The organism is Rhizobium sp. BK602, from assembly GCF_014195095.1.
Lineage (GTDB): Bacteria > Pseudomonadota > Alphaproteobacteria > Rhizobiales > Rhizobiaceae > Rhizobium.
The window spans coordinates 45,126-66,502 of the sequence record NZ_JACIBC010000014.1; the positions used below are offsets into that span (position 1 = coordinate 45,126).

Consider the following 21,377-nt stretch of genomic DNA (forward strand, 5'->3'; position numbering starts at 1 on the left):
CGGGCGTTCGCATGAACGTCCGCCGGATGCCTATCAAGGGTTTGAAACCCGCCAAGCTTGTTTCCGTCGCGCGTTTCGTTTGCGCGATGTGAGGCAGTCGGCAGACCGGATGGGCCGGTTCTGCCCATTACAACCGTTGACCTGTCATGGGGCAGGATTGCCGGATGCTTTCAGCCGAAGCCTCGCGCTTCGGCCGATCTTCGAAAGCCTCTCGTTGTCTTGCCCGTGATGCGTCACATTTCGTGCGGTTGAAGATGCGCCTTGCCGATTGATGGCGAGGGCGCCTTTTCCCGCATCACGCAAGGACAAGATATGTTCGATATCCATACCGTCGAAATCGAGTGGGCAGGCCGCCCGCTGAAGCTCGAAACCGGCAAGATCGCCCGCCAGGCCGATGGCGCCGTCGTCGCCACCTACGGCGAGACCGTGGTTCTGGCCACCGTCGTTTCCGCCAAGGCACCGAAGCCGGGCCAGGACTTCTTCCCGCTCACCGTCAACTACCAGGAAAAGACCTACGCGGCCGGCAAGATCCCCGGCGGCTACTTCAAGCGCGAGGGACGTCCGAGCGAAAACGAGACCCTCGTTTCCCGCCTGATCGATCGCCCGATCCGCCCGCTCTTCCCGGAAGGCTACAAGAACGACACGCAGGTCGTCGTCACTGTCATCCAGCATGACCTGGAAAACAATCCCGACATCCTGTCGATGGTTGCCACCTCGGCAGCCCTGACGCTCTCCGGCGTTCCGTTCATGGGCCCGGTCGGCGGCGCTCGCGTCGGTTACATCAACGGCGAATACGTCCTCAACCCGCATCTCGACGAGATGGACGAATCGAGCCTCGACCTCGTCGTCGCCGGCACGCAGGACGCCGTGCTGATGGTCGAATCCGAAGCCAAGGAATTGCCCGAAGACGTCATGCTCGGCGCCGTCATGTTCGGTCATCGCGGCTTCCAGCCGGTCATCGACGCGATCATCAAGCTCGCTGAAGTCGCCGCCAAGGAGCCCCGCGACTTCCAGCCGGAAGACTATTCCGCTCTCGAAGCCGAGATGCTCGGCCTTGCCGAGGCAGACCTGCGCGACGCCTACAAGATCACCCAGAAGGCCGATCGCTACGCCGCCGTCGATGCCGTCAAGGCGAAGGTCAAGGCACACTTCCTGCCGGCCGAAGGCGAAGCCAAGTACACCGCCGAAGAAGTCGGCGCCATCTTCAAGCACCTGCAGGCCAAGATCGTTCGCTGGAACATCCTCGACACATCAAGCCGTATCGACGGTCGCGACCTGTCGACCGTTCGCCCGATCGTCTCGGAAGTCGGCCTTCTGCCGCGCACGCACGGTTCGGCGCTGTTTACCCGCGGTGAAACGCAGGCGATCGTCGTTGCCACGCTCGGCACCGGCGAAGACGAACAGTATGTCGACAGCCTGACGGGCATGTACAAGGAGCGCTTCCTGCTCCATTACAACTTCCCGCCCTACTCGGTTGGCGAAACCGGCCGCATGGGTTCCCCGGGTCGTCGCGAAATCGGTCACGGCAAGCTCGCATGGCGCGCTATCCGCCCGATGCTGCCGACGGCGGAACAGTTCCCCTACACGCTGCGCGTCGTCTCCGAGATCACCGAGTCCAACGGCTCGTCCTCGATGGCGACGGTTTGCGGCACCTCGCTCGCCCTGATGGACGCCGGCGTTCCGCTGGCCAAGCCGGTTGCCGGCATCGCCATGGGTCTGATCCTGGAAGGCGATCGCTTCGCCGTTCTCTCCGACATTCTCGGTGACGAAGATCACCTCGGCGACATGGACTTCAAGGTCGCCGGCACTGCCGACGGCATCACCTCGCTGCAGATGGACATCAAGATCGCCGGTATCACCGAAGAGATCATGAAGGTCGCTCTCGGCCAGGCACAGGGCGGTCGCACCCACATCCTCGGCGAAATGGCCAAGGCAATCACCGAAAGCCGCGGCCAGCTCGGCGAATTCGCACCGCGCATCGAAGTCATGAACATCCCGGTCGACAAGATCCGTGAAGTCATCGGCTCCGGCGGCAAGGTCATCCGCGAAATCGTCGAAAAGACCGGCGCGAAGATCAACATCGAAGACGACGGCACCGTCAAGATCGCCTCGTCCTCCGGCAAGGAAATCGAAGCGGCCCGCAAGTGGATCCACTCGATCGTCGCCGAGCCGGAAGTCGGCCAGATCTACGAAGGCACGGTCGTCAAGACCGCTGACTTCGGCGCTTTCGTCAACTTCTTCGGCGCCCGCGACGGCCTCGTCCACATCTCGCAGCTCGCTTCCGAGCGCGTTGCCAAGACGCAGGACGTCGTCAAGGAAGGCGACAAGGTCTGGGTCAAGCTCCTCGGCTTCGACGAACGCGGCAAGGTCCGCCTGTCCATGAAGGTCGTCGACCAGACGACCGGCCAGGAAATCGCCGCCGACAAGAAGAAGGACGACGCGGCCGAATAAGCTGCGCCTTCATCCAGGTTCCGGGGCGCGGGATTCGTTTCCGCGCCCTTTTTATATTGAATGCCGCCGGTCCCGCCTGCTTTTGCTGAAACTATGTGCCCGGCCCCTCACCCTAGCCCTCTCCCCGCATAGGCGGGGAGGGGGGACATGATCGTGCTCGATAATCGCCCTTCGTTAAATTGGGCATGTTGTCTTGCGCCGTCGTCCCCTCTCCCCGTCCCAACGGGGAGAGGGTTAGGGTGAGGGGCAAGCACGAGGTTACGATAAAGACGCGCATATCCGACGATCCAAGTCCACTTCCCACGACGAGACCCCGCCCATGAGCCGCGATGCCCTGAAAACCCTGTTCCATCCCTTTGCCTCCGGCACCGTCACCCCACCCGGCGAAGGCGAGCGCATCCTGTTTCTCGGCGCGGAAGCGGGCTTTTCGCTGCCGCAGGGCTTTGCCGGCGATCTTGCCGCCGTCCAGGGTTTCCGCCCCTTCTTTCGCCAGCTTCAGGCGCAGCGCATCAATGTGACGCCACAGATCGAAGGCGGCGACTTTGACGGTGCGCTGGTGCTCTCCACCAAACACAAGGGCGAGAACGAGGCTCATATCGCCGAAGCACTGATGCGCGTGAAGGCGGGCGGGCTGATCGTCGTCGCCGGCGGCAAGGAAGACGGCATCCAGCCGCTGCGCAAGCGGGTGGAAGGTCTCGGGCTCGATGTCGAGCACATGCCGAAATATCACGGCGTCGCCTTCTGGTTCACCCGCCCCTCCGACGGCGATGCGCTGGCCTCGCAGCTGATCAAGCCGGCCGCCCGCGTCGACGGACGCTTCACCACGGCGGCGGGGATGTTCTCGCATGACCGCATCGATGCCGGCTCGGAACTGCTGGCCTCGCGCCTGCCGAGCGATTTTTCCGGCGACGCCGCCGATTTCGGCGCCGGCTGGGGCTATCTCTCGGTGGAACTGGCGACCCGGTCACCGGGGATTGCGCGTCTGGACCTCTACGAGGCCCATTATGACGCGCTGGAAGCCGCCAGGGCCAATCTGCTGGAAAACTGCCCGAAGGTCGCCCAGCGCTTCTTCTGGCACGATCTGGCCAGCGAGCCGGTCAAGGAAAAATACGATCTGATCATCATGAACCCGCCCTTCCATGAAGGCCATGCCGCCGAGCCTTCGCTCGGCCAGGCGATGATCAAGACCGCGGCCTCAGCGCTGCGCGGCGGCGGCCGGCTGATGCTGGTCGCCAATCGCGGCCTGCCCTATGAGCCGGTGCTGGCGGAGAATTTCCGCGAGCATGGCGAGGCCTGCCGCAATGCCCGCTTCAAGGTTCTGTGGGCCAAGAAGTAAGCGCGAGCCTGTTGGGCAGGTGCCTTGGTATCAGCGATGCACATATCGATCGCGAAGGCGCAGGAAGGTTTTCTCCACCAGAAACCACAGCGCCGTCGCGACGATGAAGCAGGTGGCGAAATAGACCACGAAGCCCGACAGCCCCAGCAGGTTCTCCTTGCCGAAAATCATCTTGTCGAGGTGATAGACGCCCTTGTGGGTGAGATAGAGGCTGTAGGACAAGGTCGCGACCGCGGTGGCGCCGGCAAAGCGCCAGCCTCCGAATGCCCGCTCCAGATCCAGCATGCCGCCGAGCACCAGCGCCACGCCGGCCGAGAGTAACGGGAAACCCGCGACGGAGCCGACGAGGGATTGCGCCACCAGCGGCAGGTCCGCGCCGGCGAACGCGCCGCGATGGGAAAAGGCGAGAAGAGCGGCGATGACGAGGACTGCGCCGAAACCGAGCGAGACGGGGATCGGCAGATATCGCCGCCACAGTTCCGGCCGGAACAGCCTCGCCGCCGCCAGAAGCACGCCGAACATCAGCCCGTCCAGCCGGTTATAGGTCGGGTAATAGACCTCGCGCAGATAGGCGGCGAAAGCCTCCCGATACGTCCCGGCATCGGCAAGGGCACCCACCTCGCCTTGCCAGAGCGCGTAGCGCAGAAGCACGCCGGCCGCCAGCAGCGTCCCGGCCAGAGCGAGCACGGTTGCAGGCGTGGCGCGCTTGTAAAGCAGGAGCGCCAGCAGCGGCAGAACCAGATAGAAATGCTCCTCGACGCTCAGCGACCAGGCTTCGGTGAAGGTGCCGCCATAGCGCGGATCGAGCCCGAAATTGACGGTGAAGGTCGCAAACCGCCAGACCGGCTGCATGGCCGGCGCATCGCGCAGCACCGGGAACAAAGCATAGGCAGCCAGCACCACGAAGAAGGCCGGCAGGATGCGGAAGGCGCGGCGCAGATAGAAGGATTTCAGATCGACGCGGCCGTGACGCGCCACCTCGCCCAAAAGCTGGGTACCGATGAGATAGCCGCTCAAGACGAAGAAGATATCGACGCCGATCCAGCCATAGGACCGGATCCCGACCAGCACGCCCGGCGTCGCCTCGATGGGCAGGTGCACCAGCATGACCAGCAGGATCGCCAGCGAGCGCAGCATATCCGGCCCGCCTGCCCTGGAGCCGGTGGCGACCGCCACATCGGAGTAGGCACTCTTCTTCGACGGCGCAAGCGCCTGGGAATCGGCAATATCAACGGTGTTCACGGCTGGGGTTCCCGTAAATGGTTAACAAGCGCGGCGATGACGATGCAGGAGATGTCTTGAACGAGAGGGTTGTAGCGGATTTATCCCGGCGCGTAATGAGCGGCGCCTGGAAGGATAAAATTAACCTAAATTTTCCGTAAATTTTTAGCGAATCGCTGTGGAAAGTCGTCGCTGCGCCCGCTTATACGGGATCGGACTACCGATCAGATCCCGGCGAACAGGTGGTCTCCCGCGGAAGCCTATCCCCCGCAGCCGATGGCCGCGAGGGATAAATCCGGATGAAGACTTACTCGGCGTCGGCCTGGGCCAGCGCTTCCAGCGTCGGCATCGAGGTGATGTTGTAGCCGGCGTCGACATAGTGGATTTCGCCGGTGACACCTGCCGAGAGGTCGGAAAGCAGGTAGAGCGACGACGACCCCACCTGGTCGATGGTCACCGACCGACGCAGCGGCGCATTGCGCTGGTTCCACGACAGGATGGCGCGGGCGTCGGAAATGCCGGCGCCGGCGAGCGTGCGGATCGGGCCGGCGGAAACGGCATTGACGCGGATGCCGCGCGGGCCGTAATCGGCGGCGAGATAGCGCACCGAGGCTTCCAGAGCCGCCTTGGCGACACCCATGACGTTGTAGTTCGGGATGACGCGCGTCGAGCCGTTATAGGTCAGCGTCAACATGCTGCCGCCCTCCGACATCAGGTCGGCGGCGCGCTTGGCGATCTCGGTGAAGGAGAAACAGGAGATGACCATGGTGCGGGTGAAGTTTTCCCGCGTGGTGTTGGCGTAGAGCCCCTTCAGCTCGTTCTTGTCGGAAAAGCCGATGGCGTGGACGATGAAATCCAGCTTGCCCCAGCGCGCCTTGATCTCTTCGAAGACCGAATCGACCGAGGCGAGATCCTCGACGTCGCAGGGCAGAAGGAAATCCGAACCGACTTCGGCGGCGAGCGGCTTGACGCGCTTGCCGAGCGCTTCGCCCTGGAAGGTGAATGCCAGTTCCGCGCCTTCGGCCGCGAGTGCCTTCGAAATGCCCCAAGCAATGGAATGATTGTTTGCGACGCCCATGATGAGGCCGCGCTTACCCTGCATGATTCCCGTCATTGCTTTATCCGTTGTAGCGCTGGAATACGAGCGTGGCGTTGGTGCCGCCGAATCCGAAGGAGTTGGAGAGAGCTATGTCGATCTTGGCATTGTCGATACGCTTGCGCACGACCGGCACACCCTCGAATTCCGGATCGAGTTCGGTGATATGCGCGCTTTCGCCGATGAAGCGGTCCTGCATCATCAGGATCGAGTAGATCGATTCCTGCACGCCGGCCGCGCCCAGCGAATGGCCCGTCAGCGACTTGGTCGACTGGATCGGCGGGATCTTGGCTCCGAAAACCTCGCGGATGGCGCCGATTTCCTTGCTGTCGCCGACCGGCGTCGAGGTGCCGTGCGTATTGATGTAGTCGACATCGCCCTTCACGGTGGCGAGCGCCTGGCGCATGCAGCGCACCGCGCCCTCGCCCGATGGTGCGACCATGTCGTAGCCGTCGGAGGTGGCGCCATAGCCGACGATTTCGGCATAGATCTTGGCGCCGCGCGCCTTGGCGTGTTCAAGCTCCTCGAGCACCAGCACGCCGGCGCCGCCGGCGATGACGAAGCCGTCGCGGCTGACATCATAGGCGCGGGACGCGGTTTCCGGGTGATCCTCGTTGAACTTGGACGACATGGCGCCCATGGCGTCGAAGAGGTTCGACATGGTCCAGTCGAGATCCTCGTGGCCGCCGGCGAACATGACGTCCTGCTTGCCCCACTGGATCATCTCGGCGGCATTGCCGATGCAGTGCGCCGAGGTCGAGCAGGCCGACGAGATGGAATAGTTGACGCCGTAGATCTTGAACCAGGTGGCGAGCGTCGCAGACGCCGTCGACGACATCGCCTTCGGCACGGCGAAGGGGCCGACGCGCTTCGGGCTGTTGTTCTTGCGGGTGATGTCGGCGGCTTCGATCAGCGTGCGGGTCGAGGGGCCGCCCGAGCCCATGATGATGCCGGTGCGCTCGTTGCTGATATCGCTCTCTTCGAGACCACTATCGGCGAGCGCCTGCTTCATGGCGACATGGTTCCAGGCGCCGCCCTGCGACAGGAAGCGCATGGCGCGGCGGTCGACCAGCTCGGTCACGTCGATCTTCGGCGCGCCCCAGACCTGGCACTTGAAACCATGCTCGGCGAAATCGTTCGAAAACGAGATGCCGGACTTGGCCTCGCGCAACGACGCGGCAACCTCTTGCGCATCGTTGCCGATGGATGAAACGATACCCAGACCCGTGACAACAACCCGTCTCATGTCGATGACCTTTTCTAAAACATCTCTTCTTTGTGGCGGCGGCGGCGCCGCGGTTCAGGCAGTCTTGTCCTTCGACAGACCGACGCGCAGATCCGTTGCCTGGTAGATGACCTCGCCGTCGGCCTTCAGCCAGCCGTCGGCGGTGCCCAGAACCAGGCGGCCGCGCATGACGCGCTTGAAGTCGATGCCGTATTCGAGGAGCTTCGTGTCCGGACGGACCATGCCCTTGAACTTCACTTCGCCGGTGGACAGCGCCATGCCGCGGCCGGGTTCGCCGAGCCAGCCGAGGAAGAAGCCGGTCAACTGCCACATGCCGTCAAGGCCGAGGCAGCCCGGCATGATCGGGTTGCCGGCGAAATGGCATGGGAAATACCAGTCGTCGGGGCGCACGTCGTATTCGGCGCGGATGTAGCCCTTGTCGAAGGCGCCGCCGGTTTCGGAAATATCTGTAATGCGATGGACCATCAGCATCGGCGGCAGGGGAAGCTGTGCGTTGCCGGGGCCAAACAATTCGCCGCGGCCGCAGGCCAGGATTTCCTCATAGTTGAAGCTGGACTGTCTCGTCGTCATAAAATTCCGTTTCCCCCGCATGGATGCCGATGGATTGTGAAGCTTTAGTGCAAGATCGACGGAAAATGAAGCGCAAGCATGGCACTCTCATTTCGCCGTTCGACCGGGCGCACTTCCAGTATGTGGTGGTCGCATACAGGAACGCTAGGGCCGCTACCAGTGGCAAATGCGCCAAAAGCCGGTTTTTTAAGGCTTTCAGCCACCTTCCTGCCCCATTGAAACTATTGAAAGCAATCAAGGCTAAAGTTATATGGCTTAGGAAAGAATTATAGAGATCAGGAATCCGGAGCTCCCTGAATGGCGGAACAAGCCGAAATCGCGATCGAAACCAGGCTGCGCAATGTCGGCCTGAGGCCGACCCGACAGCGCATCGCGCTCGGCGATCTGCTTTTCGCCAAGGGCGACCGGCACCTGACCGTCGAAGAACTGCACGAGGAAGCGGTCGCGGCCGGCGTGCCGGTCTCGCTCGCCACCGTCTACAACACGCTGCATCAGTTCACCGAAGCCGGCATGATCCGCGTGCTCGCCGTCGAGAGCGCCAAGACCTATTTCGATACCAACGTCTCCGATCACCACCACTTCTTCGTCGAAGGACACAATGAAGTGCTGGATATCCCGATCAGCAATCTGACGATCAACAATCTGCCGGAGCCGCCGAAGGGCATGGAAATCGCCCATGTCGACGTCGTCATTCGCCTGCGCCGCAAGCAGCAGTAGGCAGTAGGCAGTAGGCAGTAGGCAGTAGGCAGTAGCGAGCAACTGCCGAGCGCTCGGGCGGTCAAGCCTTTCCATCCCTTTTTCTACTGCCCATTGCCTACTGCCTCCCACTACATCACATCGTCGGGATGCCGGCCGGGCTTATGGTGATAGGTCGGGAAGGTCCAGCCGAACCAGAGCGCGCCGCCGCGCACGGCGAAAGCTGCGATCACGCCCAATCCAGCCGAGGCATAGAGCGGCAGCGCCGTCGCATTGGCGGCGGTGAAGACGCCGGCGCCGACGAGGGCGGCGGTCACGTAGATTTCCGGCCGCAGCAGCACCGAAGGCTCGTTTGCCAGCAGATCGCGCAGGATACCGCCGAAAGTCGCCGTCAGCGCGCCGGTGACGATGGCGACCGTCGGCGAGCCCGTCGCCGCCATGCCCTTGGCCGCGCCCATGACGCAATAGGCCGACAGGCCGATCGCATCGAGCCAGATCAGCAACCGGTAGCGCGATTCGAACAGATGCGCGGTGAAGAACAGCAGCACGCCGACAAGAGCGCAGATGATGACATAGGTCGGGTTCAGCACCCAGAAGACCGGCACGCGACCGAGGATGATGTCGCGCAGCGTGCCGCCGCCGGTGCCGGTGACCGCGGCGAAGAACAGGAAGCCGATCAGATCGAGCTGCTTGCGCGAGGCCGCCAGCGCACCCGTCGCGGCGAAGAGGGCGACGCCGGCATAGTCCAGAAACGAAAGAAGCGACATCGGGAGCTCCAACGGAAGGCCGGCAGCAATTTCGCCGGAGTGAATCACGGCGGCAAGGGCCGCGCAAGCAGGCAGGCGTAAAGATGTCGCAGCGGTTGCGGCAAATTTCGCGGCCCGTGCCGCTTTAGAGCAGTTCCAGGAAAAGTGCGCAGCGGTTTTCCGTCCGGAATTGCGTAACAACAAAGAGATAGAGCGTTTTCGCAATTCGGAGAAAAGCGGAAATGCCCTAGAAGAGGAACTCCCGGTGAAATCCCTGCTGATCGTGATCCTGAATCTCATCGCGCTCGTCGTCATGCCCGTCATGGCACAAGCGCAGCAATCGATCCTGCAGGACCCGGTGGCCTTCGAAAAGGAACACTTCAGCAAGCGCTGCGCGGGCCAGGCGAGCTTCGGCGACGGCTTTGCCACCGAACGGGACATCAACAACGACAAACTGATGGATCTGGTCGTCAACGAAGGCGAGATCACCTGCAAGGGCGAAAAAGGCCCCGATTGCACCGACGAGGGCTGCCCCTATAATTTCTATATCCGTGTCGCCGAGGGCGGCTATCTGCTGGTCGCCACGGCGCGGATCTACGGCTACGATTTCATCCAGCGCTTCGGCAACATGGTGCTGGTCATGAAGATGCATCCGCGCTTCTGCGACCGCACCGACGGTGATCCCTGCGAGATCACCGTCCGTGTGCGCGGCGTCAAATTCGTCACCATCTCGAAAAAGTAGAGCCGGCAGCGCGCTCGCACGCCGTCGCGACCGGATTGGGCGCGTTACGGCGCGGACACGTGGTTACGGTCCGGGACACGTAGTCACGGTCCGGGATAAAAGGCCGAGGTGCGGCCGACGGCATAATAGCCCGCAAGACCGATCCACTCGCGCACGCCGGTCGCGAGCAACTGCGCGTTCAGCGAGGGCTGCGTGAAATCGAAGCCCGGCGTCTCCTTGCCGGTGCTGCGGTAATCGACCGGCCAGGGTACGACGTCAATGCCCTGCTTGCGGAAAATGCCCATCGAGCGCGGCATGTGGAAGCCGGAGGTGATGAGCAGGCAGCCGGACAGGCCGTTCTGCGCCAGCAGCTCCTTCGTATTGACGGCGTTTTCGAAGGTGGTTCGCGAGGTCGTGTCTTCGACGAGGCGATCCTTGCCGATGCCGAGCGCCGTGAAGAAGCGTTCGGAGATGACGGCATCGCCCTCGTAGTCGCCGCCGATCGAACCATCGCCGCCCGACACGACGATGCGCGCCTGCGGATATTTCTGCGCCAGCCGCAGCGCCTCGATCAGGCGGTCGCCGGCCGAATCGAGCTCATAGCCGCCGCGCACCGTCGTCACCTGGTTCTGGGTGGCGCCGCCGAGAACGATCATGCATTTGAGATCCGCCGGGTCTGCCGCCGCACGCGGAAAGCGCTCCTCCAGGCCCTGCACGACATAGGCGCCGGCGTTCGTATAAAGGGCGACGAACAGGATCAGCGCCGACAGCAGCGACGAGGCGAGAACGAGCCAGCGCCGGCGGAAAAGACCGCCGATGAAGGCCAGCAGTCCCAAGAAAAACGCCAGCGACAACGGCTGACCGAAAATCCAGACAAGTTTGGAAAAAACGAACAAGATCTATCCTCGCGCTTGTCGAGCCGCGGCCGCAGGGAGCCTCGGCGAAAAACGATTCGTCTTCTCCTAGCAGATTTTTGTGCACTGCAATGTGGCTATTTCGGTCGCGGCGGTGCTCTTGCGCCGCGCGCGCTTTTTCGGCATAGAGACGGGGTTGCTTCAGATCGAAGCTCCGTAAGCGTTTACGTCAATCAACGCGCAACCCGTCAATCGGCGCTGCGCACATGCTCTGATTGGCATCTTACGGAGATCCACCATGCCAAACGGCAAACTTCCCAAACATTACGGCGCGGTCGTCATGCCGCTCATCCTGTCGCTGCTGATGACCTCCATCGTCTCGGCGATCAGCATTCTGCGGTCGCAGGGCATGACGGCGCAGGCATTCGCCCTGTGGCCATCCGCCTGGGGGCTGTCATGGGCAATCGCCTTCCCGGTGCTGTTGCTTTTGCTGCCCTTCGTTCGCCGCGTCACCGCCGCGATCGTCGAAGCGTGATCCACCTTGCCCGGCGGACCGCAAGAGCGGTTCGTCGGGCGCAGGGTCGGATGGCCGGGATATCTATTTCGAGCGCGGCACCGTCGGAGCGGCGTTCGTGAAGCGCTGGTTGAACCGGCGCTGCAATGGCCGCGGAATGAAAAGCGTGGCGAGCGCGAGCAGGAGCGCAATCATCGACACCAGCCAGAGCGCATGCGACCCGAAGGCTCCCGCCAGCAGCGCGCCGAGGACGGCGCCGACGATCATGCCGCTCCAGGGCACGATCTGCACCGTCCATAGGAAATCGCGGTCACCGAGGATGAAGCGGCCAAGCCCGCGACCGAAGCGCGACAGCGCGCCGGTGACATAGGTCAATCCGATCGGCAGGCCCTCGATATGTTCGACGGTGGCGTTGACCATGCCCATGGCCAGCACGACCAGATAGAATTGCACGAGCACCAGCGACGGCGTCTCGAAGCCTGCCGCCAAGGCGAGAACGATGCTGACGCAGGCGAGCACCACGAAAGCCCGCCGGTCGGCGGCATGCGCCACGACGATGCCCAGCGCATTGCCGCCGATAAAGGTCAGGATGGCCGCAAACAGCACCGCCGCATGGCCGATCTCCCCCGTCCCGAGCGCAATCGCCGCCCGCGTCGTATTGCCGGTCATGAAGGACACGAAATTCCCCGTCAGCATCAGCCCGACGGCATCGGTCATGCCGGCAATGAAGGAAATCGAGGCGACAAGAAGGAACCCCGTCACGGTACGACGGGTCCTGATAAGGCGACGGCGGCGCTGTCTGGTCATGGGGCGAATCGAAGGCGTTGGCGTGGATGGAGGAGGCTAGCATGAAGTGGGTGGGAAGTCCGATCCGTCGAAAATAATTGCGCCTAGACCAACCTCTTCTTGGCAAAAGCCCGTCCGGAGTGAGACTTCAAATACGTCTCGAACTCCAGCGCCCTATGCTTGTCCGAAAACGCCGAATACCAAAGCAGGGTCCAGGGTGCGAATTTCGCCGTATGAGTGGACTTGCCCGCATTGTGATCGGCCAATCGCTGCCTCAGATCCGAGGTCAGCCCAGTATATTGCTGCTCAGGCGAATCGACGCTTTCAAGGATGTAAACATACCACATTCGCATCCCGATGCGTCATCGACGCAAGATGATTCGGATATCGCGCGATCTTATCGCTTAGCTGCTTGATGTTGGAGAATTATTTTAAGACTTTAGCCCGTCGTCGCCCTGCGGGCTATGCCGGGCACTGCTTCGGCCTAACGGTTTCCCGCGGCTGCGCCACGCGAAGCCCGTAAGGGCGAAGCGTGGTGGAGCTAAGCGGGATCGAACCGCTGACCTCTTGCATGCCATGCAAGCGCTCTCCCAGCTGAGCTATAGCCCCATCAAGGTGGTGCCGTTTGACCGGCCCTGGGTCCCTTCGAAGCGCTTGGCCCGTCGGGGTGGCGGCTTATTACTTGTGGTTTTCACAGATAGCAAGCCGAAAAATTCGGCCCGGGAAATTTTTCTTAATTACCGGGCCGATTGTCTGCAGATCAAACGTCGTCGTCGTCGCCGGTGACGCCGATGATGTCGCTCATGTCGTCATCATCCTCGTCCTCGTCGGCTTCGAGGAAGGTGTCGTCGTCATCGTCGCCGATTTCGACATCGTCGTCGCCCATGTCCGGAATATCGTCGCCGGCGGCAGCCTCGTCGGCATCCTCGAGCGAAACGAGTTCGACTTCCGTGTTTTCGGTATCGACCTCGGCCACTTCATCCTCTTCCGGAACTTCCTTCGAAGCGGAGGTTTCCTCGAAGAAGGACAAGGGCCAGGACTTGCCGGTATAGGGCGAGACGACCGGGTCCCGGTTCAGGTCATAGAACTTCTTGCCGGTATCGGGATCGGTACGTTTTGTTCCAAGTTCCGCTTTCGCCACTGTCAAAGCCTCATGAATGGCCGAATGAAAATTCGGCGATGCCGGGGAAACCGGCGTATTTAAGGGAAATCATCAGCCGGTCCCCTTAATCGTTACCGCCCTTTCTGTCAAAGCCAAACTTCATATGGCTTCGTTGCGGTTTTTCCCACAATTGCAGGATGACCGGGCAACGGCTCTGTGCTATCGAGCCCGCGTGAACCGCAGGTCAGCTGACGCAACCGGACCGAAGTCAGCGATAATGCGGCCTAAATAACGGCATCGCAAAGGAATTGCCCATGCCGCACGACAATCATCCGCGGCCCGCGACGGCGCGCCGCTCGGCCAATCTTTCCGGCACCATCCGCGTCCCCGGCGACAAATCCATCTCCCATCGCTCCTTCATGTTCGGCGGCCTTGCCTCCGGCGAGACCCGCATCACCGGCCTGCTCGAGGGCGAGGATGTGCTCAACACTGGCAAGGCGATGCAGGCCATGGGCGCCGCGATCGAGAAGGTCGGCGCCGAATGGATCATCAAGGGCGTCGGCAACGGCGCGCTGCTGGCCCCCGAGGCACCGCTCGATTTCGGCAATGCCGGCACCGGCAGCCGCCTGACCATGGGTCTTGTGGGCGTCTACGATTTCTCGACCACCTTCATCGGCGATGCCTCGCTCTCCAGACGGCCGATGGCCCGCATCCTCGATCCGCTCCGGCAGATGGGCGTTGAGGTCAAGTCCAGCGAAGGGGACCGGCTGCCGGTGACGCTGCGCGGGCCGGCGGTGGCCAATCCGATCAGCTATCGCGTGCCGATGGCCTCGGCGCAGGTCAAATCCGCCGTGCTGCTTGCCGGCCTCAATGCGCCGGGGGTCACCACCGTCATCGAACCGGTGATGACCCGCGACCATACGGAAAAGATGCTGGCCGGTTTCGGCGCCGAGCTTTCGGTCGAGACCGATCGCGACGGCGTGCGCACCATCCGCCTCCAGGGCCGGACCAAGCTCTCCGGCCAGACCATCGACGTTCCGGGCGATCCCTCCTCGACCGCCTTCCCATTGGTAGCGGCGCTGATCACACCCGGATCGGACATCACGATCAGCAACGTGCTGATGAACCCGACCCGCACCGGCCTGATCCTGACATTGCAGGAAATGGGCGCCGATATCGAAGTGCTCGACAAGCGTCTCGCCGGCGGCGAGGATGTCGCCGATCTGCGCGTGCGCTCCTCCGCGCTCAAGGGCGTCACCGTGCCGGCCGAGCGGGCACCGTCGATGATCGACGAATATCCGGTGCTCGCGGTCGCCGCCGCCTTCGCCGAGGGCACGACGCTCATGCTCGGCCTGGAGGAACTGCGGGTCAAGGAATCCGACCGGCTTGCTGCGGTCGCCGAGGGACTGACGCTCAACGGCGTCGATTGCACGGAGACCAGGGATTCGCTTAGTGTGCGCGGCCGGCCGGATGGGAAGGGCCTCGGCAATGCTGCCGGCGGCACGGTCAAGACCCATCTTGACCACCGCGTCGCCATGAGTTTCCTGGTAATGGGGCTCGCCTCGGAACATCCGGTCGCGGTAGACGATTGCACGATGATCGCCACCAGCTTTCCCGAATTTTTCGATCTGATGGCAGACCTTGGCGCCGATATGGAAGTGGAAGGACGCAGAACTCCGTGACGACACCGTTTACGATCGCCATCGACGGACCGGCCGCGGCGGGCAAGGGAACCCTGTCGCGCCGGATCGCCGAGGAATATGGGTTTCATCACCTCGACACCGGCCTGACCTACCGGGCAACCGCCAAGGCGCTGCTCGATGCCGGCCTGCCGCTCGACGACGAGGCCGTGGCGGAGGCGATGGCGCACAGGGTCGACCTCGCCGGGCTCGACCGCGCGGTCCTGGCGACGCATGAGATCGGCGAGGCGGCCTCGAAGATCGCCGTCATGCCGGCGGTGCGCCGAGCGCTGGTCGAGGCGCAGCGGGCCTTTTCGCTGAAGGAGCCGGGCACGGTTCTGGACGGGCGCGACATCGGCACCGTCGTCTGCCCGGACGCGCCGGTGAAGCTCTATGTCACGGCATCGGCCGAGGTACGCGCCAGACGGCGCTACGACGAGATCATTCATGCCGGCGGCAACGCCGATCATGCGGCGATTTTCGCGGACGTGAAGCGGCGCGACGAGCGCGACATGGGCAGGGCCGACAGCCCTTTGCGGCCGGCGGAAGACGCGCACTTGCTTGATACCTCGGAAATGAGTATAGAAGCGGCGTTTCAGGCGGCAAAATCGATCATCGATGCCGCCCTGAGCCGAAATGCCTGATATGCGAGCGGCTTTCGCGTGCCTTGCGCACGAAGCCGCCGATTTTTAAAGCCTGACATTCCGTCCAAGCGCCGGATAGCTTTCCCCAGGGGAAGGCGGACTGGATGCAGGCCTGTTCAACACGAACCACCGGCGCATCAGTGTCCAAATGCAAAATAAGGACACGCCAGGAGATTTTATGTCTGTAGCTACCCCCTCTCGCGAAGATTTCGCAGCTCTTCTCGAAGAGTCCTTCGCCAAGAACGACCTGGCCGAAGGCTATGTCACCAAGGGCATCATCACCGCCATCGAGAAGGACGTTGCCGTTGTCGACGTCGGCCTCAAGGTCGAAGGCCGCATCGCGCTGAAGGAATTCGGTGCACGCGCCAAGGACGGCACGCTCAAGGTTGGCGATGAAGTCGAAGTTTACGTCGAGCGTATCGAAAACGCGCTGGGCGAAGCCGTTCTGTCGCGCGAAAAGGCTCGCCGCGAAGAAAGCTGGATCAAGCTCGAAGCCAAGTTCGAAGCTGGCGAACGCGTTGAAGGCGTCATCTTCAACCAGGTCAAGGGCGGCTTCACCGTCGATCTCGACGGCGCTATCGCCTTCCTGCCGCGCTCGCAGGTCGACATCCGTCCGATCCGCGACGTGACCCCGCTGATGCACAACCCGCAGCCCTTCGAAATCCTCAAGATGGACAAGCGCCGCGGCAACATCGTCGTTTCGCGTCGTACGGTTCTGGAAGAGTCCCGTGCCGAGCAGCGTTCTGAAATCGTTCAGAACCTCGAAGAAGGCCAGGTTGTTGACGGCGTCGTCAAGAACATCACCGATTACGGTGCGTTCGTCGACCTCGGCGGCATCGACGGCCTGCTGCACGTCACCGACATGGCATGGCGCCGTGTGAACCATCCGTCGGAAATCCTGTCCATCGGCCAGCAGGTCAAGGTACAGATCATCCGCATCAACCAGGAAACCCACCGCATCTCGCTCGGCATGAAGCAGCTCGAGAGCGATCCGTGGGATGGCATCCAGGCCAAGTATCCGGAAGGCAAGAAGATCTCCGGTACCGTCACGAACATCACCGACTACGGTGCGTTCGTCGAGCTGGAGCCGGGCATCGAAGGCCTCATCCACATCTCGGAAATGTCCTGGACCAAGAAGAACGTTCACCCCGGCAAGATCCTGTCCACGAGCCAGGAAGTCGAAGTCGTCGTTCTCGAAGTCGATCCGACCAAGCGTCGTATCTCGCTCGGCCTGAAGCAGACGCTGGAAAACCCGTGGGCAGCATTCGCCCGCAACCATCCGGCTGGCACCGAAGTCGAAGGCGAAGTCAAGAACAAGACCGAATTCGGCCTGTTCATCGGCCTCGACGGCGATGTGGACGGCATGGTGCACCTCTCCGACCTCGACTGGAACCGTCCGGGCGAGCAGGTCATCGAGGAGTTCAACAAGGGTGACGTCGTCAAGGCTGTCGTTCTCGACGTCGACGTCGAGAAGGAACGCATCTCGCTCGGCATCAAGCAGCTCGGCAAGGACGCAGTCGGCGAAGCAGCAGCTTCCGGCGACCTGCGCAAGAATGCAGTCGTTTCCTGCGAAGTCATCGCAGTCAACGACGGCGGCATCGAAGTGAAGCTCGTCAACCACGAAGACATCACCTCGTTCATCCGCCGCGCCGATCTGTCGCGTGACCGTGACGAACAGCGTCCGGAGCGTTTCTCGGTTGGTCAGGTTGTCGACGCTCGCGTCACCAACTTCTCCAAGAAGGACCGCAAGATCATGCTGTCGATCAAGGCTCTGGAAATCGCAGAAGAGAAGGAAGCCGTTGCTCAGTTCGGTTCGTCCGACTCGGGCGCTTCGCTCGGCGACATCCTGGGTGCGGCTCTGAAGAACCGCAACGCCGAATAATCCTCGGCAAGCCTGATAGAAATGAAGAACCCGCCGGAGCGATCCGGCGGGTTTTTGTTTGACCTAGCAGCATCATTCAAAAGACAGGAGCGACAGCCGCCCAACGACTTACTTTGATGTAGAACTAGATTGGATACTGATCGGCGGGAGACCGAGTCCTACGGGAGTTTGCGATGTCTAGAGCAGTCGTCATCAGTGGAGGAGGCCCGCTTGCAGTTGCATGGGAGTGCGGACTCGTCAGTGGTTTGGCTCAGTCGGGGCTTTCGCTGTCGACGACGGATTTCCTTCTTGGGACCTCCGCCGGTGCAATCGTCGGCGCCCAGATTGCCGCAGGCCGCGATCCGATCAAAATGACGGAGGCCATCATGGCCGAAGCCACGCGCACGCCTGGAGCGGCCAGCAACTCACCACCTCCCATGGCAGCAATCGCCAAGTTGCCGGAATTATTCGCGAAAGCGCAGAAGAGCGAGAGCGAGCGTATTGAGGTCGGAGCCTACGCCTTGGCAGCTTCGACGTCAGATAATCTGCAGACCCACGTTGGGAGATTTTCTACGATTGTCGGCACCGACGACTGGCCGGAGACCATCGGTATCGTCGTAGTCGACGTTGCTGACGGCAAAGCGAGGGTAGTACTGCGGCAAGATTGCGGCGTGACGCTCGGGACAGCTGTCGCGGCAAGCTGCTCCCTGCCCGGTCTTCACCCAACGGTCCCGATCGGCGGAAGGTATTATATGGATGGCGGCCTGCGCTCTGCTGCCAATGCCGATCTCGTCGGCCAGTTCGATACCATTCTGATCCTGAGCTTCAATCCGGCAGGATCAGTGGGACAGCGAATGATTTCCCGGACAGCGGCCCAAGTTGATGAACTCCTTGCGGCCGGAATGCAGGCCCTTGCCATCACTCCCGATGAGGCATGCCTCGAAGCGATAGGTTCCGATACGATGAACTTTTCATCTCGCCCCGCCGTTGCGCGGAACGCTGTAATGCAAGGCCTTGGGATTGCATGTGAACTTGCGGAGTTCTGGCGGTAAGAGAGCAGCCGCTGCTTTGCAAATGAGCGCCTAATGCCCTCGGTCCAGCTTATTCCCAGCCCACCATGCGCTGAAAGAAATCGAAGACATGGCCGGGCGGAGGTTCTGCCGGCGAGGCCGCTGGCAAGGCGGGAAGACGCGGGGCGGCCAATGCGGTGGGTGCGGCTTCGGCCTCGGCTTCCATTCCATCGGGCACCGGATCGGTATTCTCCGCGGCTGGATGTTCCTGCTCGTCAGCCTGCCGATCATCCTCGCCGCGATCCTGCGCGGTCTCGCCGCCTTGCCCGTCCCGGCGCTCCTCATCGGCCGGATCGACACGGTCGACCCGCTTCGGATCATCCTCGCCGGGAACGTCGGCCGGCAGATAATGGGCGACGGCAAAGGGAACGCCGAGCAGGGAGGCGATCGCCGCACCAGCCTGCATCGGCGTATCCGGCATGTCCATGGCTTGTGGGGCTGGCGCGTTGACGGGCTGCTTGCCGATCAGCGCGGACGCGGCGGCGGACGGAGCATCCGGCGCCGCCTCGGAGACAGACGGCATCCCGCCCGCCAAGACGGCGGCATTTCTGACCTTCTCGTCGGGGCCTGCTTGCGGCGATGGCTGCAGATCTTCCCGATCGACGGCCAGCGCCTGCGCAATGATTCGCTCGGCCGGGAGCATGTCGTTGGGACGGACCTGCACCAACCCGGACGCGGCAGCGTCGACTGCAGTGGCGACGGCGACCTGCAATCCTTCCTTGATGTCGGCGCGGATCTGCTGGATTTGCCGCGGCAGCGGCGGCGGATCGATGGGCGACCGGATCAAGGCGATTTCCGTCGGAAGCTTGCCCTCGGCCGATACCGTCGGCGGCGGTGGCGTGGCGGGCGGCGCATTGTCCTTGCCGGGAACGGCAGGCTGCGGAGGGGCGATCTCCCCCGCAGCGGCGGCGGTATTGTCGGCGAAAGCGCCAATCACCTGCAGGGGGATGGCAATCCGTTGGTCGGGCAAGGCCTGCGGCGGCGCAAATTCAGTGTCCAATGCGGCCTCCGGATCCGCGGAAGCCATGGGCAGAGGCACAGCTTCGAGGGCGGCAACAACCGCCGCCAGCGTTTCCCGTGCGGCTTGCGCGACAGGCGCGGCCGGCGCAGCCGCTAACGGCGGGGCCGAGGACACCACCGGCGTCTCCGCCGGAGCGGACGGCGACGTCACCCCAGCATTCGCATTCCCGGCGGCTACAGCCCTTTGCGGCGCCTGCGAGCCGGCCGGCTCAGCGTCCGCGGCATTCTGGCCATAGGAATTGACGACCGCCTTGATGATGGCGTCGGGTTCCGGCGCGGAAGCCGTTTCCAGGCTCATGGCAAGCCGGACCGCCTCGGGTGCGTCGGGATTATCCAGCGCCTCGGCAATCAACGGCAGCGGGAGCGGCACATTGGCCTGCACGTTCAGCCGCTGCTGAACCGCGGCGAGTTGCTGCGGCGGCAGGCTGCGGATGGCGTCGGCCAGCCGCTGCGCGAAGGCGGCGTTGCTCTCGTCCGGATCGCGGGGAAGGTCGAGCGCGACGCTGGCGGCTTCGATGGCCGCAAGCAGGCTTTCGAACATCCGCTCGCGCGCCGCCACCAGCAGCATGTTCAACTTGCCCTCGACGCTGGCATTCACCGTGCTCGACAAGACGGCAACCGGCGTCGCCGCTGTCTGCACGCTGGCGGTTTCGGCGGTCGCGACCACCGGCTTTTCCGTGGGCACCCCCACGACGGACACGGCACCAATCGGAGACAACATGATATGCTCCTCTGTCCGGCGGGACGATGGTGGAAGCAGAAGGCAGGTTTCAATCAGGTCCGCTCATGCGGCCGTTTGCGATTCGAGAGCCGGAAGGCCATGCCGCGCGGGGAAGCGCCGGTCGAATGCATAAAATCTAAAACAGGATAGCAGGACGTTTGTTAACAGATCGCTAAGGCGTATCGCGATCCTTCAGATCCGCGTCTCGCGCTTTAGGTCTTTGATTTTGCGCATGTCGTGGTCGCAAAACCGCCGCACGCTTTTGCGCGACATGCTCTCAAGAAAAAGGCCGGCGACGCAAAGCGGCACCGGCCTTTTTTCGATCCCGCGCGGCCGATCAGCTATGCGCGAAGATATCCGCCTCTTCCCAGCCGAGAAGATCGAGCTTGGCCCGCGTCGGCAGGAAGGTGAAACAGGCATCGGCATGCTCCATACGGCCGTCGCGCAGCAGGCGTGCCGTCAGCTTGTCACGCAGCGCATGCAGATAGAGCACGTCGGAGGCGGCATATTCGAGCTGCGCCGGCGACAGCGTCTCGGCCGCCCAGTCGGAGGATTGCTGCGCCTTGGAAATATCGACCTCGAGCATCTCTTTCAGATTATCCTTCAGGCCGTGGCGGTCCGTATAGGTACGGCAGAGGCGCGAGGCGATCTTGGTGCAGAAGACCGGCGTGGTGGTGACGCCGAAGGTATGGAACAGCACGGCGATGTCGAAACGGCCGTAGTGAAAGATCTTGACGCGGGCGGGATCGGCAAGCATGGCCACGAGATTGGGCGCTTCCTTCTGGCCGGCGGCAATGCGGATGATATCGGCGGTGCCGTCACCCGGCGAAAGCTGCACGACGCAAAGCCGGTCGCGACGCGGAATGAGGCCGAGCGTCTCGGTGTCGATCGCGATGGCGCCGGTGTAGCGGGCGGCATCGGCGGCGGAAATATCGCCTTCGTGATAACGGATGGTGGCGGCCATGATACTCTCCTGGCTTACTATCGTCTGAACATCGTTTTCGCCCGTTTATAGGACAGACGCGGAGATGACGATACCGTGC

20 protein-coding genes and 1 tRNA gene are annotated in these 21,377 nt (G+C 62.7%); 9 read left to right on the plus strand and 12 right to left on the minus strand.

Annotated elements, in window-relative coordinates:
* Positions 1–312: 312 nt before the first annotated feature.
* Together pnp and FHX11_RS29300 are read left to right on the plus strand one after the other, a co-directional pair.
* Positions 313–2,451 (plus strand): polyribonucleotide nucleotidyltransferase, encoded by a 2,139-nt coding sequence (pnp, locus tag FHX11_RS29295; RefSeq protein ID WP_184364796.1) that lies wholly within the window; start codon positions 313–315, stop codon positions 2,449–2,451.
* Positions 2,452–2,770: 319 nt separating this feature from the next.
* On the plus strand, positions 2,771–3,787 hold the full coding sequence (locus FHX11_RS29300) for a class I SAM-dependent methyltransferase (RefSeq protein ID WP_184364798.1): 1,017 nt from the start codon (positions 2,771–2,773) through the stop codon (positions 3,785–3,787).
* A gap of 30 nt (positions 3,788–3,817) precedes the next feature.
* Here the strand turns inward: FHX11_RS29300 and FHX11_RS29305 are convergent, their stop codons facing one another.
* From FHX11_RS29305 to fabA, 4 genes are all read right to left on the minus strand, one after another.
* Entirely contained in the window at positions 3,818–5,029 is a 1,212-nt protein-coding gene (locus tag FHX11_RS29305; RefSeq protein WP_348649752.1) for an acyltransferase, read from the minus strand.
* Positions 5,030–5,315: 286 nt separating this feature from the next.
* Complete coding sequence (fabI, locus tag FHX11_RS29310; protein WP_184364800.1) at positions 5,316–6,122, minus strand: enoyl-ACP reductase FabI; 807 nt, start codon at positions 6,120–6,122, stop codon at positions 5,316–5,318.
* A gap of 4 nt (positions 6,123–6,126) precedes the next feature.
* On the minus strand, positions 6,127–7,350 hold the full coding sequence (gene fabB, locus FHX11_RS29315; RefSeq protein WP_184364803.1) for a beta-ketoacyl-ACP synthase I: 1,224 nt from the start codon (positions 7,348–7,350) through the stop codon (positions 6,127–6,129).
* 54 nt (positions 7,351–7,404) lie between these two features.
* Positions 7,405–7,920, minus strand: a complete 516-nt coding sequence (gene fabA, locus FHX11_RS29320) for a 3-hydroxyacyl-[acyl-carrier-protein] dehydratase FabA (RefSeq protein ID WP_028754668.1) — start codon at positions 7,918–7,920, stop codon at positions 7,405–7,407.
* Positions 7,921–8,217: 297 nt separating this feature from the next.
* Here fabA and irrA point away from each other — a divergent pair, with 297 nt between their 5' ends.
* Positions 8,218–8,637 (plus strand): iron response transcriptional regulator IrrA, encoded by a 420-nt coding sequence (gene irrA / locus FHX11_RS29325; protein ID WP_184364805.1) that lies wholly within the window; start codon positions 8,218–8,220, stop codon positions 8,635–8,637.
* Between the two features lie 110 nt (positions 8,638–8,747).
* On the opposite strand, the gene FHX11_RS29330 is transcribed toward irrA, so the two are convergent.
* Positions 8,748–9,383 carry a trimeric intracellular cation channel family protein gene (locus FHX11_RS29330; RefSeq protein ID WP_184364807.1) on the minus strand — a complete coding sequence of 212 codons (636 nt, stop codon included), beginning with the start codon at positions 9,381–9,383 and terminating at the stop codon, positions 8,748–8,750.
* 244 nt (positions 9,384–9,627) lie between these two features.
* On the opposite strand from FHX11_RS29330, the gene FHX11_RS29335 reads away from it, so the two are divergent.
* Entirely contained in the window at positions 9,628–10,104 is a 477-nt protein-coding gene (locus tag FHX11_RS29335; protein ID WP_184364810.1) for a hypothetical protein, read from the plus strand.
* Between the two features lie 83 nt (positions 10,105–10,187).
* On the opposite strand, the gene FHX11_RS29340 is transcribed toward FHX11_RS29335, so the two are convergent.
* Positions 10,188–10,979 carry a YdcF family protein gene (locus FHX11_RS29340; RefSeq protein WP_184364812.1) on the minus strand — a complete coding sequence of 264 codons (792 nt, stop codon included), beginning with the start codon at positions 10,977–10,979 and terminating at the stop codon, positions 10,188–10,190.
* 256 nt (positions 10,980–11,235) lie between these two features.
* On the opposite strand from FHX11_RS29340, the gene FHX11_RS29345 reads away from it, so the two are divergent.
* Complete coding sequence (locus tag FHX11_RS29345) at positions 11,236–11,472, plus strand: DUF2798 domain-containing protein (protein ID WP_184364814.1); 237 nt, start codon at positions 11,236–11,238, stop codon at positions 11,470–11,472.
* Between the two features lie 63 nt (positions 11,473–11,535).
* Here FHX11_RS29345 and FHX11_RS29350 read toward each other — a convergent pair whose 3' ends face one another.
* From FHX11_RS29350 to FHX11_RS29365, 4 genes are all read right to left on the minus strand, one after another.
* Positions 11,536–12,258: a YoaK family protein gene (locus tag FHX11_RS29350; protein ID WP_184364816.1), complete on the minus strand. Its 723-nt coding sequence runs from the start codon at positions 12,256–12,258 to the stop codon at positions 11,536–11,538.
* A gap of 83 nt (positions 12,259–12,341) precedes the next feature.
* On the minus strand, positions 12,342–12,584 hold the full coding sequence (locus FHX11_RS29355) for a GIY-YIG nuclease family protein (RefSeq protein WP_184364818.1): 243 nt from the start codon (positions 12,582–12,584) through the stop codon (positions 12,342–12,344).
* 186 nt (positions 12,585–12,770) lie between these two features.
* A tRNA-Ala gene (locus FHX11_RS29360) sits at positions 12,771–12,846 on the minus strand.
* A gap of 151 nt (positions 12,847–12,997) precedes the next feature.
* Positions 12,998–13,378 carry a TIGR02300 family protein gene (locus FHX11_RS29365; protein ID WP_184364820.1) on the minus strand — a complete coding sequence of 127 codons (381 nt, stop codon included), beginning with the start codon at positions 13,376–13,378 and terminating at the stop codon, positions 12,998–13,000.
* 275 nt (positions 13,379–13,653) lie between these two features.
* Between FHX11_RS29365 and aroA the strand changes: the two genes are divergently transcribed.
* The 4 genes from aroA (at position 13,654) to FHX11_RS29385 (ending at position 18,575) form a co-directional block, all read left to right on the plus strand.
* Positions 13,654–15,021 (plus strand): 3-phosphoshikimate 1-carboxyvinyltransferase, encoded by a 1,368-nt coding sequence (gene aroA, locus FHX11_RS29370; RefSeq protein WP_184364822.1) that lies wholly within the window; start codon positions 13,654–13,656, stop codon positions 15,019–15,021.
* Positions 15,018–15,662, plus strand: coding sequence for a (d)CMP kinase (cmk, locus tag FHX11_RS29375; protein WP_184364824.1), 645 nt, complete (start codon positions 15,018–15,020; stop codon positions 15,660–15,662). Before aroA ends, cmk begins: the two co-directional genes overlap by 4 nt.
* 178 nt (positions 15,663–15,840) lie before the next feature.
* Positions 15,841–17,544, plus strand: a complete 1,704-nt coding sequence (rpsA, locus tag FHX11_RS29380; RefSeq protein ID WP_184364826.1) for a 30S ribosomal protein S1 — start codon at positions 15,841–15,843, stop codon at positions 17,542–17,544.
* 173 nt (positions 17,545–17,717) lie between these two features.
* A complete protein-coding gene (locus FHX11_RS29385) occupies positions 17,718–18,575 on the plus strand; it encodes a patatin-like phospholipase family protein (RefSeq protein WP_184364828.1) in 858 nt (285 codons plus the stop codon).
* A 49-nt stretch (positions 18,576–18,624) separates the two neighbouring features.
* Here the strand turns inward: FHX11_RS29385 and FHX11_RS29390 are convergent, their stop codons facing one another.
* A complete protein-coding gene (locus FHX11_RS29390) occupies positions 18,625–20,334 on the minus strand; it encodes a hypothetical protein (protein ID WP_184364831.1) in 1,710 nt (569 codons plus the stop codon).
* Between the two features lie 337 nt (positions 20,335–20,671).
* Positions 20,672–21,298, minus strand: coding sequence for a ribonuclease D (locus FHX11_RS29395; RefSeq protein ID WP_184364833.1), 627 nt, complete (start codon positions 21,296–21,298; stop codon positions 20,672–20,674).
* Between the last annotated feature and the right edge of the window lie 79 nt (positions 21,299–21,377).

What these genes read in the sequence shown, in the direction of transcription:
- pnp (WP_184364796.1), top strand. Translation starts at nt 313, where the DNA reads ATGTTCGATATCCATACCGTCGAAATCGAGTGGGCAGGCCGCCCGCTG.
- FHX11_RS29300 (WP_184364798.1), top strand. Translation starts at nt 2,771, where the DNA reads ATGAGCCGCGATGCCCTGAAAACCCTGTTCCATCCCTTTGCCTCCGGC.
- fabI (WP_184364800.1), bottom strand. Translation starts at nt 6,122, where the DNA reads ATGACGGGAATCATGCAGGGTAAGCGCGGCCTCATCATGGGCGTCGCA.
- fabB (WP_184364803.1), bottom strand. Translation starts at nt 7,350, where the DNA reads ATGAGACGGGTTGTTGTCACGGGTCTGGGTATCGTTTCATCCATCGGC.
- fabA (WP_028754668.1), bottom strand. Translation starts at nt 7,920, where the DNA reads ATGACGACGAGACAGTCCAGCTTCAACTATGAGGAAATCCTGGCCTGC.
- irrA (WP_184364805.1), top strand. Translation starts at nt 8,218, where the DNA reads ATGGCGGAACAAGCCGAAATCGCGATCGAAACCAGGCTGCGCAATGTC.
- FHX11_RS29330 (WP_184364807.1), bottom strand. Translation starts at nt 9,383, where the DNA reads ATGTCGCTTCTTTCGTTTCTGGACTATGCCGGCGTCGCCCTCTTCGCC.
- FHX11_RS29345 (WP_184364814.1), top strand. Translation starts at nt 11,236, where the DNA reads ATGCCAAACGGCAAACTTCCCAAACATTACGGCGCGGTCGTCATGCCG.
- FHX11_RS29350 (WP_184364816.1), bottom strand. Translation starts at nt 12,258, where the DNA reads ATGACCAGACAGCGCCGCCGTCGCCTTATCAGGACCCGTCGTACCGTG.
- FHX11_RS29355 (WP_184364818.1), bottom strand. Translation starts at nt 12,584, where the DNA reads ATGTGGTATGTTTACATCCTTGAAAGCGTCGATTCGCCTGAGCAGCAA.
- aroA (WP_184364822.1), top strand. Translation starts at nt 13,654, where the DNA reads ATGCCGCACGACAATCATCCGCGGCCCGCGACGGCGCGCCGCTCGGCC.
- rpsA (WP_184364826.1), top strand. Translation starts at nt 15,841, where the DNA reads ATGTCTGTAGCTACCCCCTCTCGCGAAGATTTCGCAGCTCTTCTCGAA.
- FHX11_RS29385 (WP_184364828.1), top strand. Translation starts at nt 17,718, where the DNA reads ATGTCTAGAGCAGTCGTCATCAGTGGAGGAGGCCCGCTTGCAGTTGCA.
- FHX11_RS29390 (WP_184364831.1), bottom strand. Translation starts at nt 20,334, where the DNA reads ATGTTGTCTCCGATTGGTGCCGTGTCCGTCGTGGGGGTGCCCACGGAA.
- FHX11_RS29395 (WP_184364833.1), bottom strand. Translation starts at nt 21,298, where the DNA reads ATGGCCGCCACCATCCGTTATCACGAAGGCGATATTTCCGCCGCCGAT.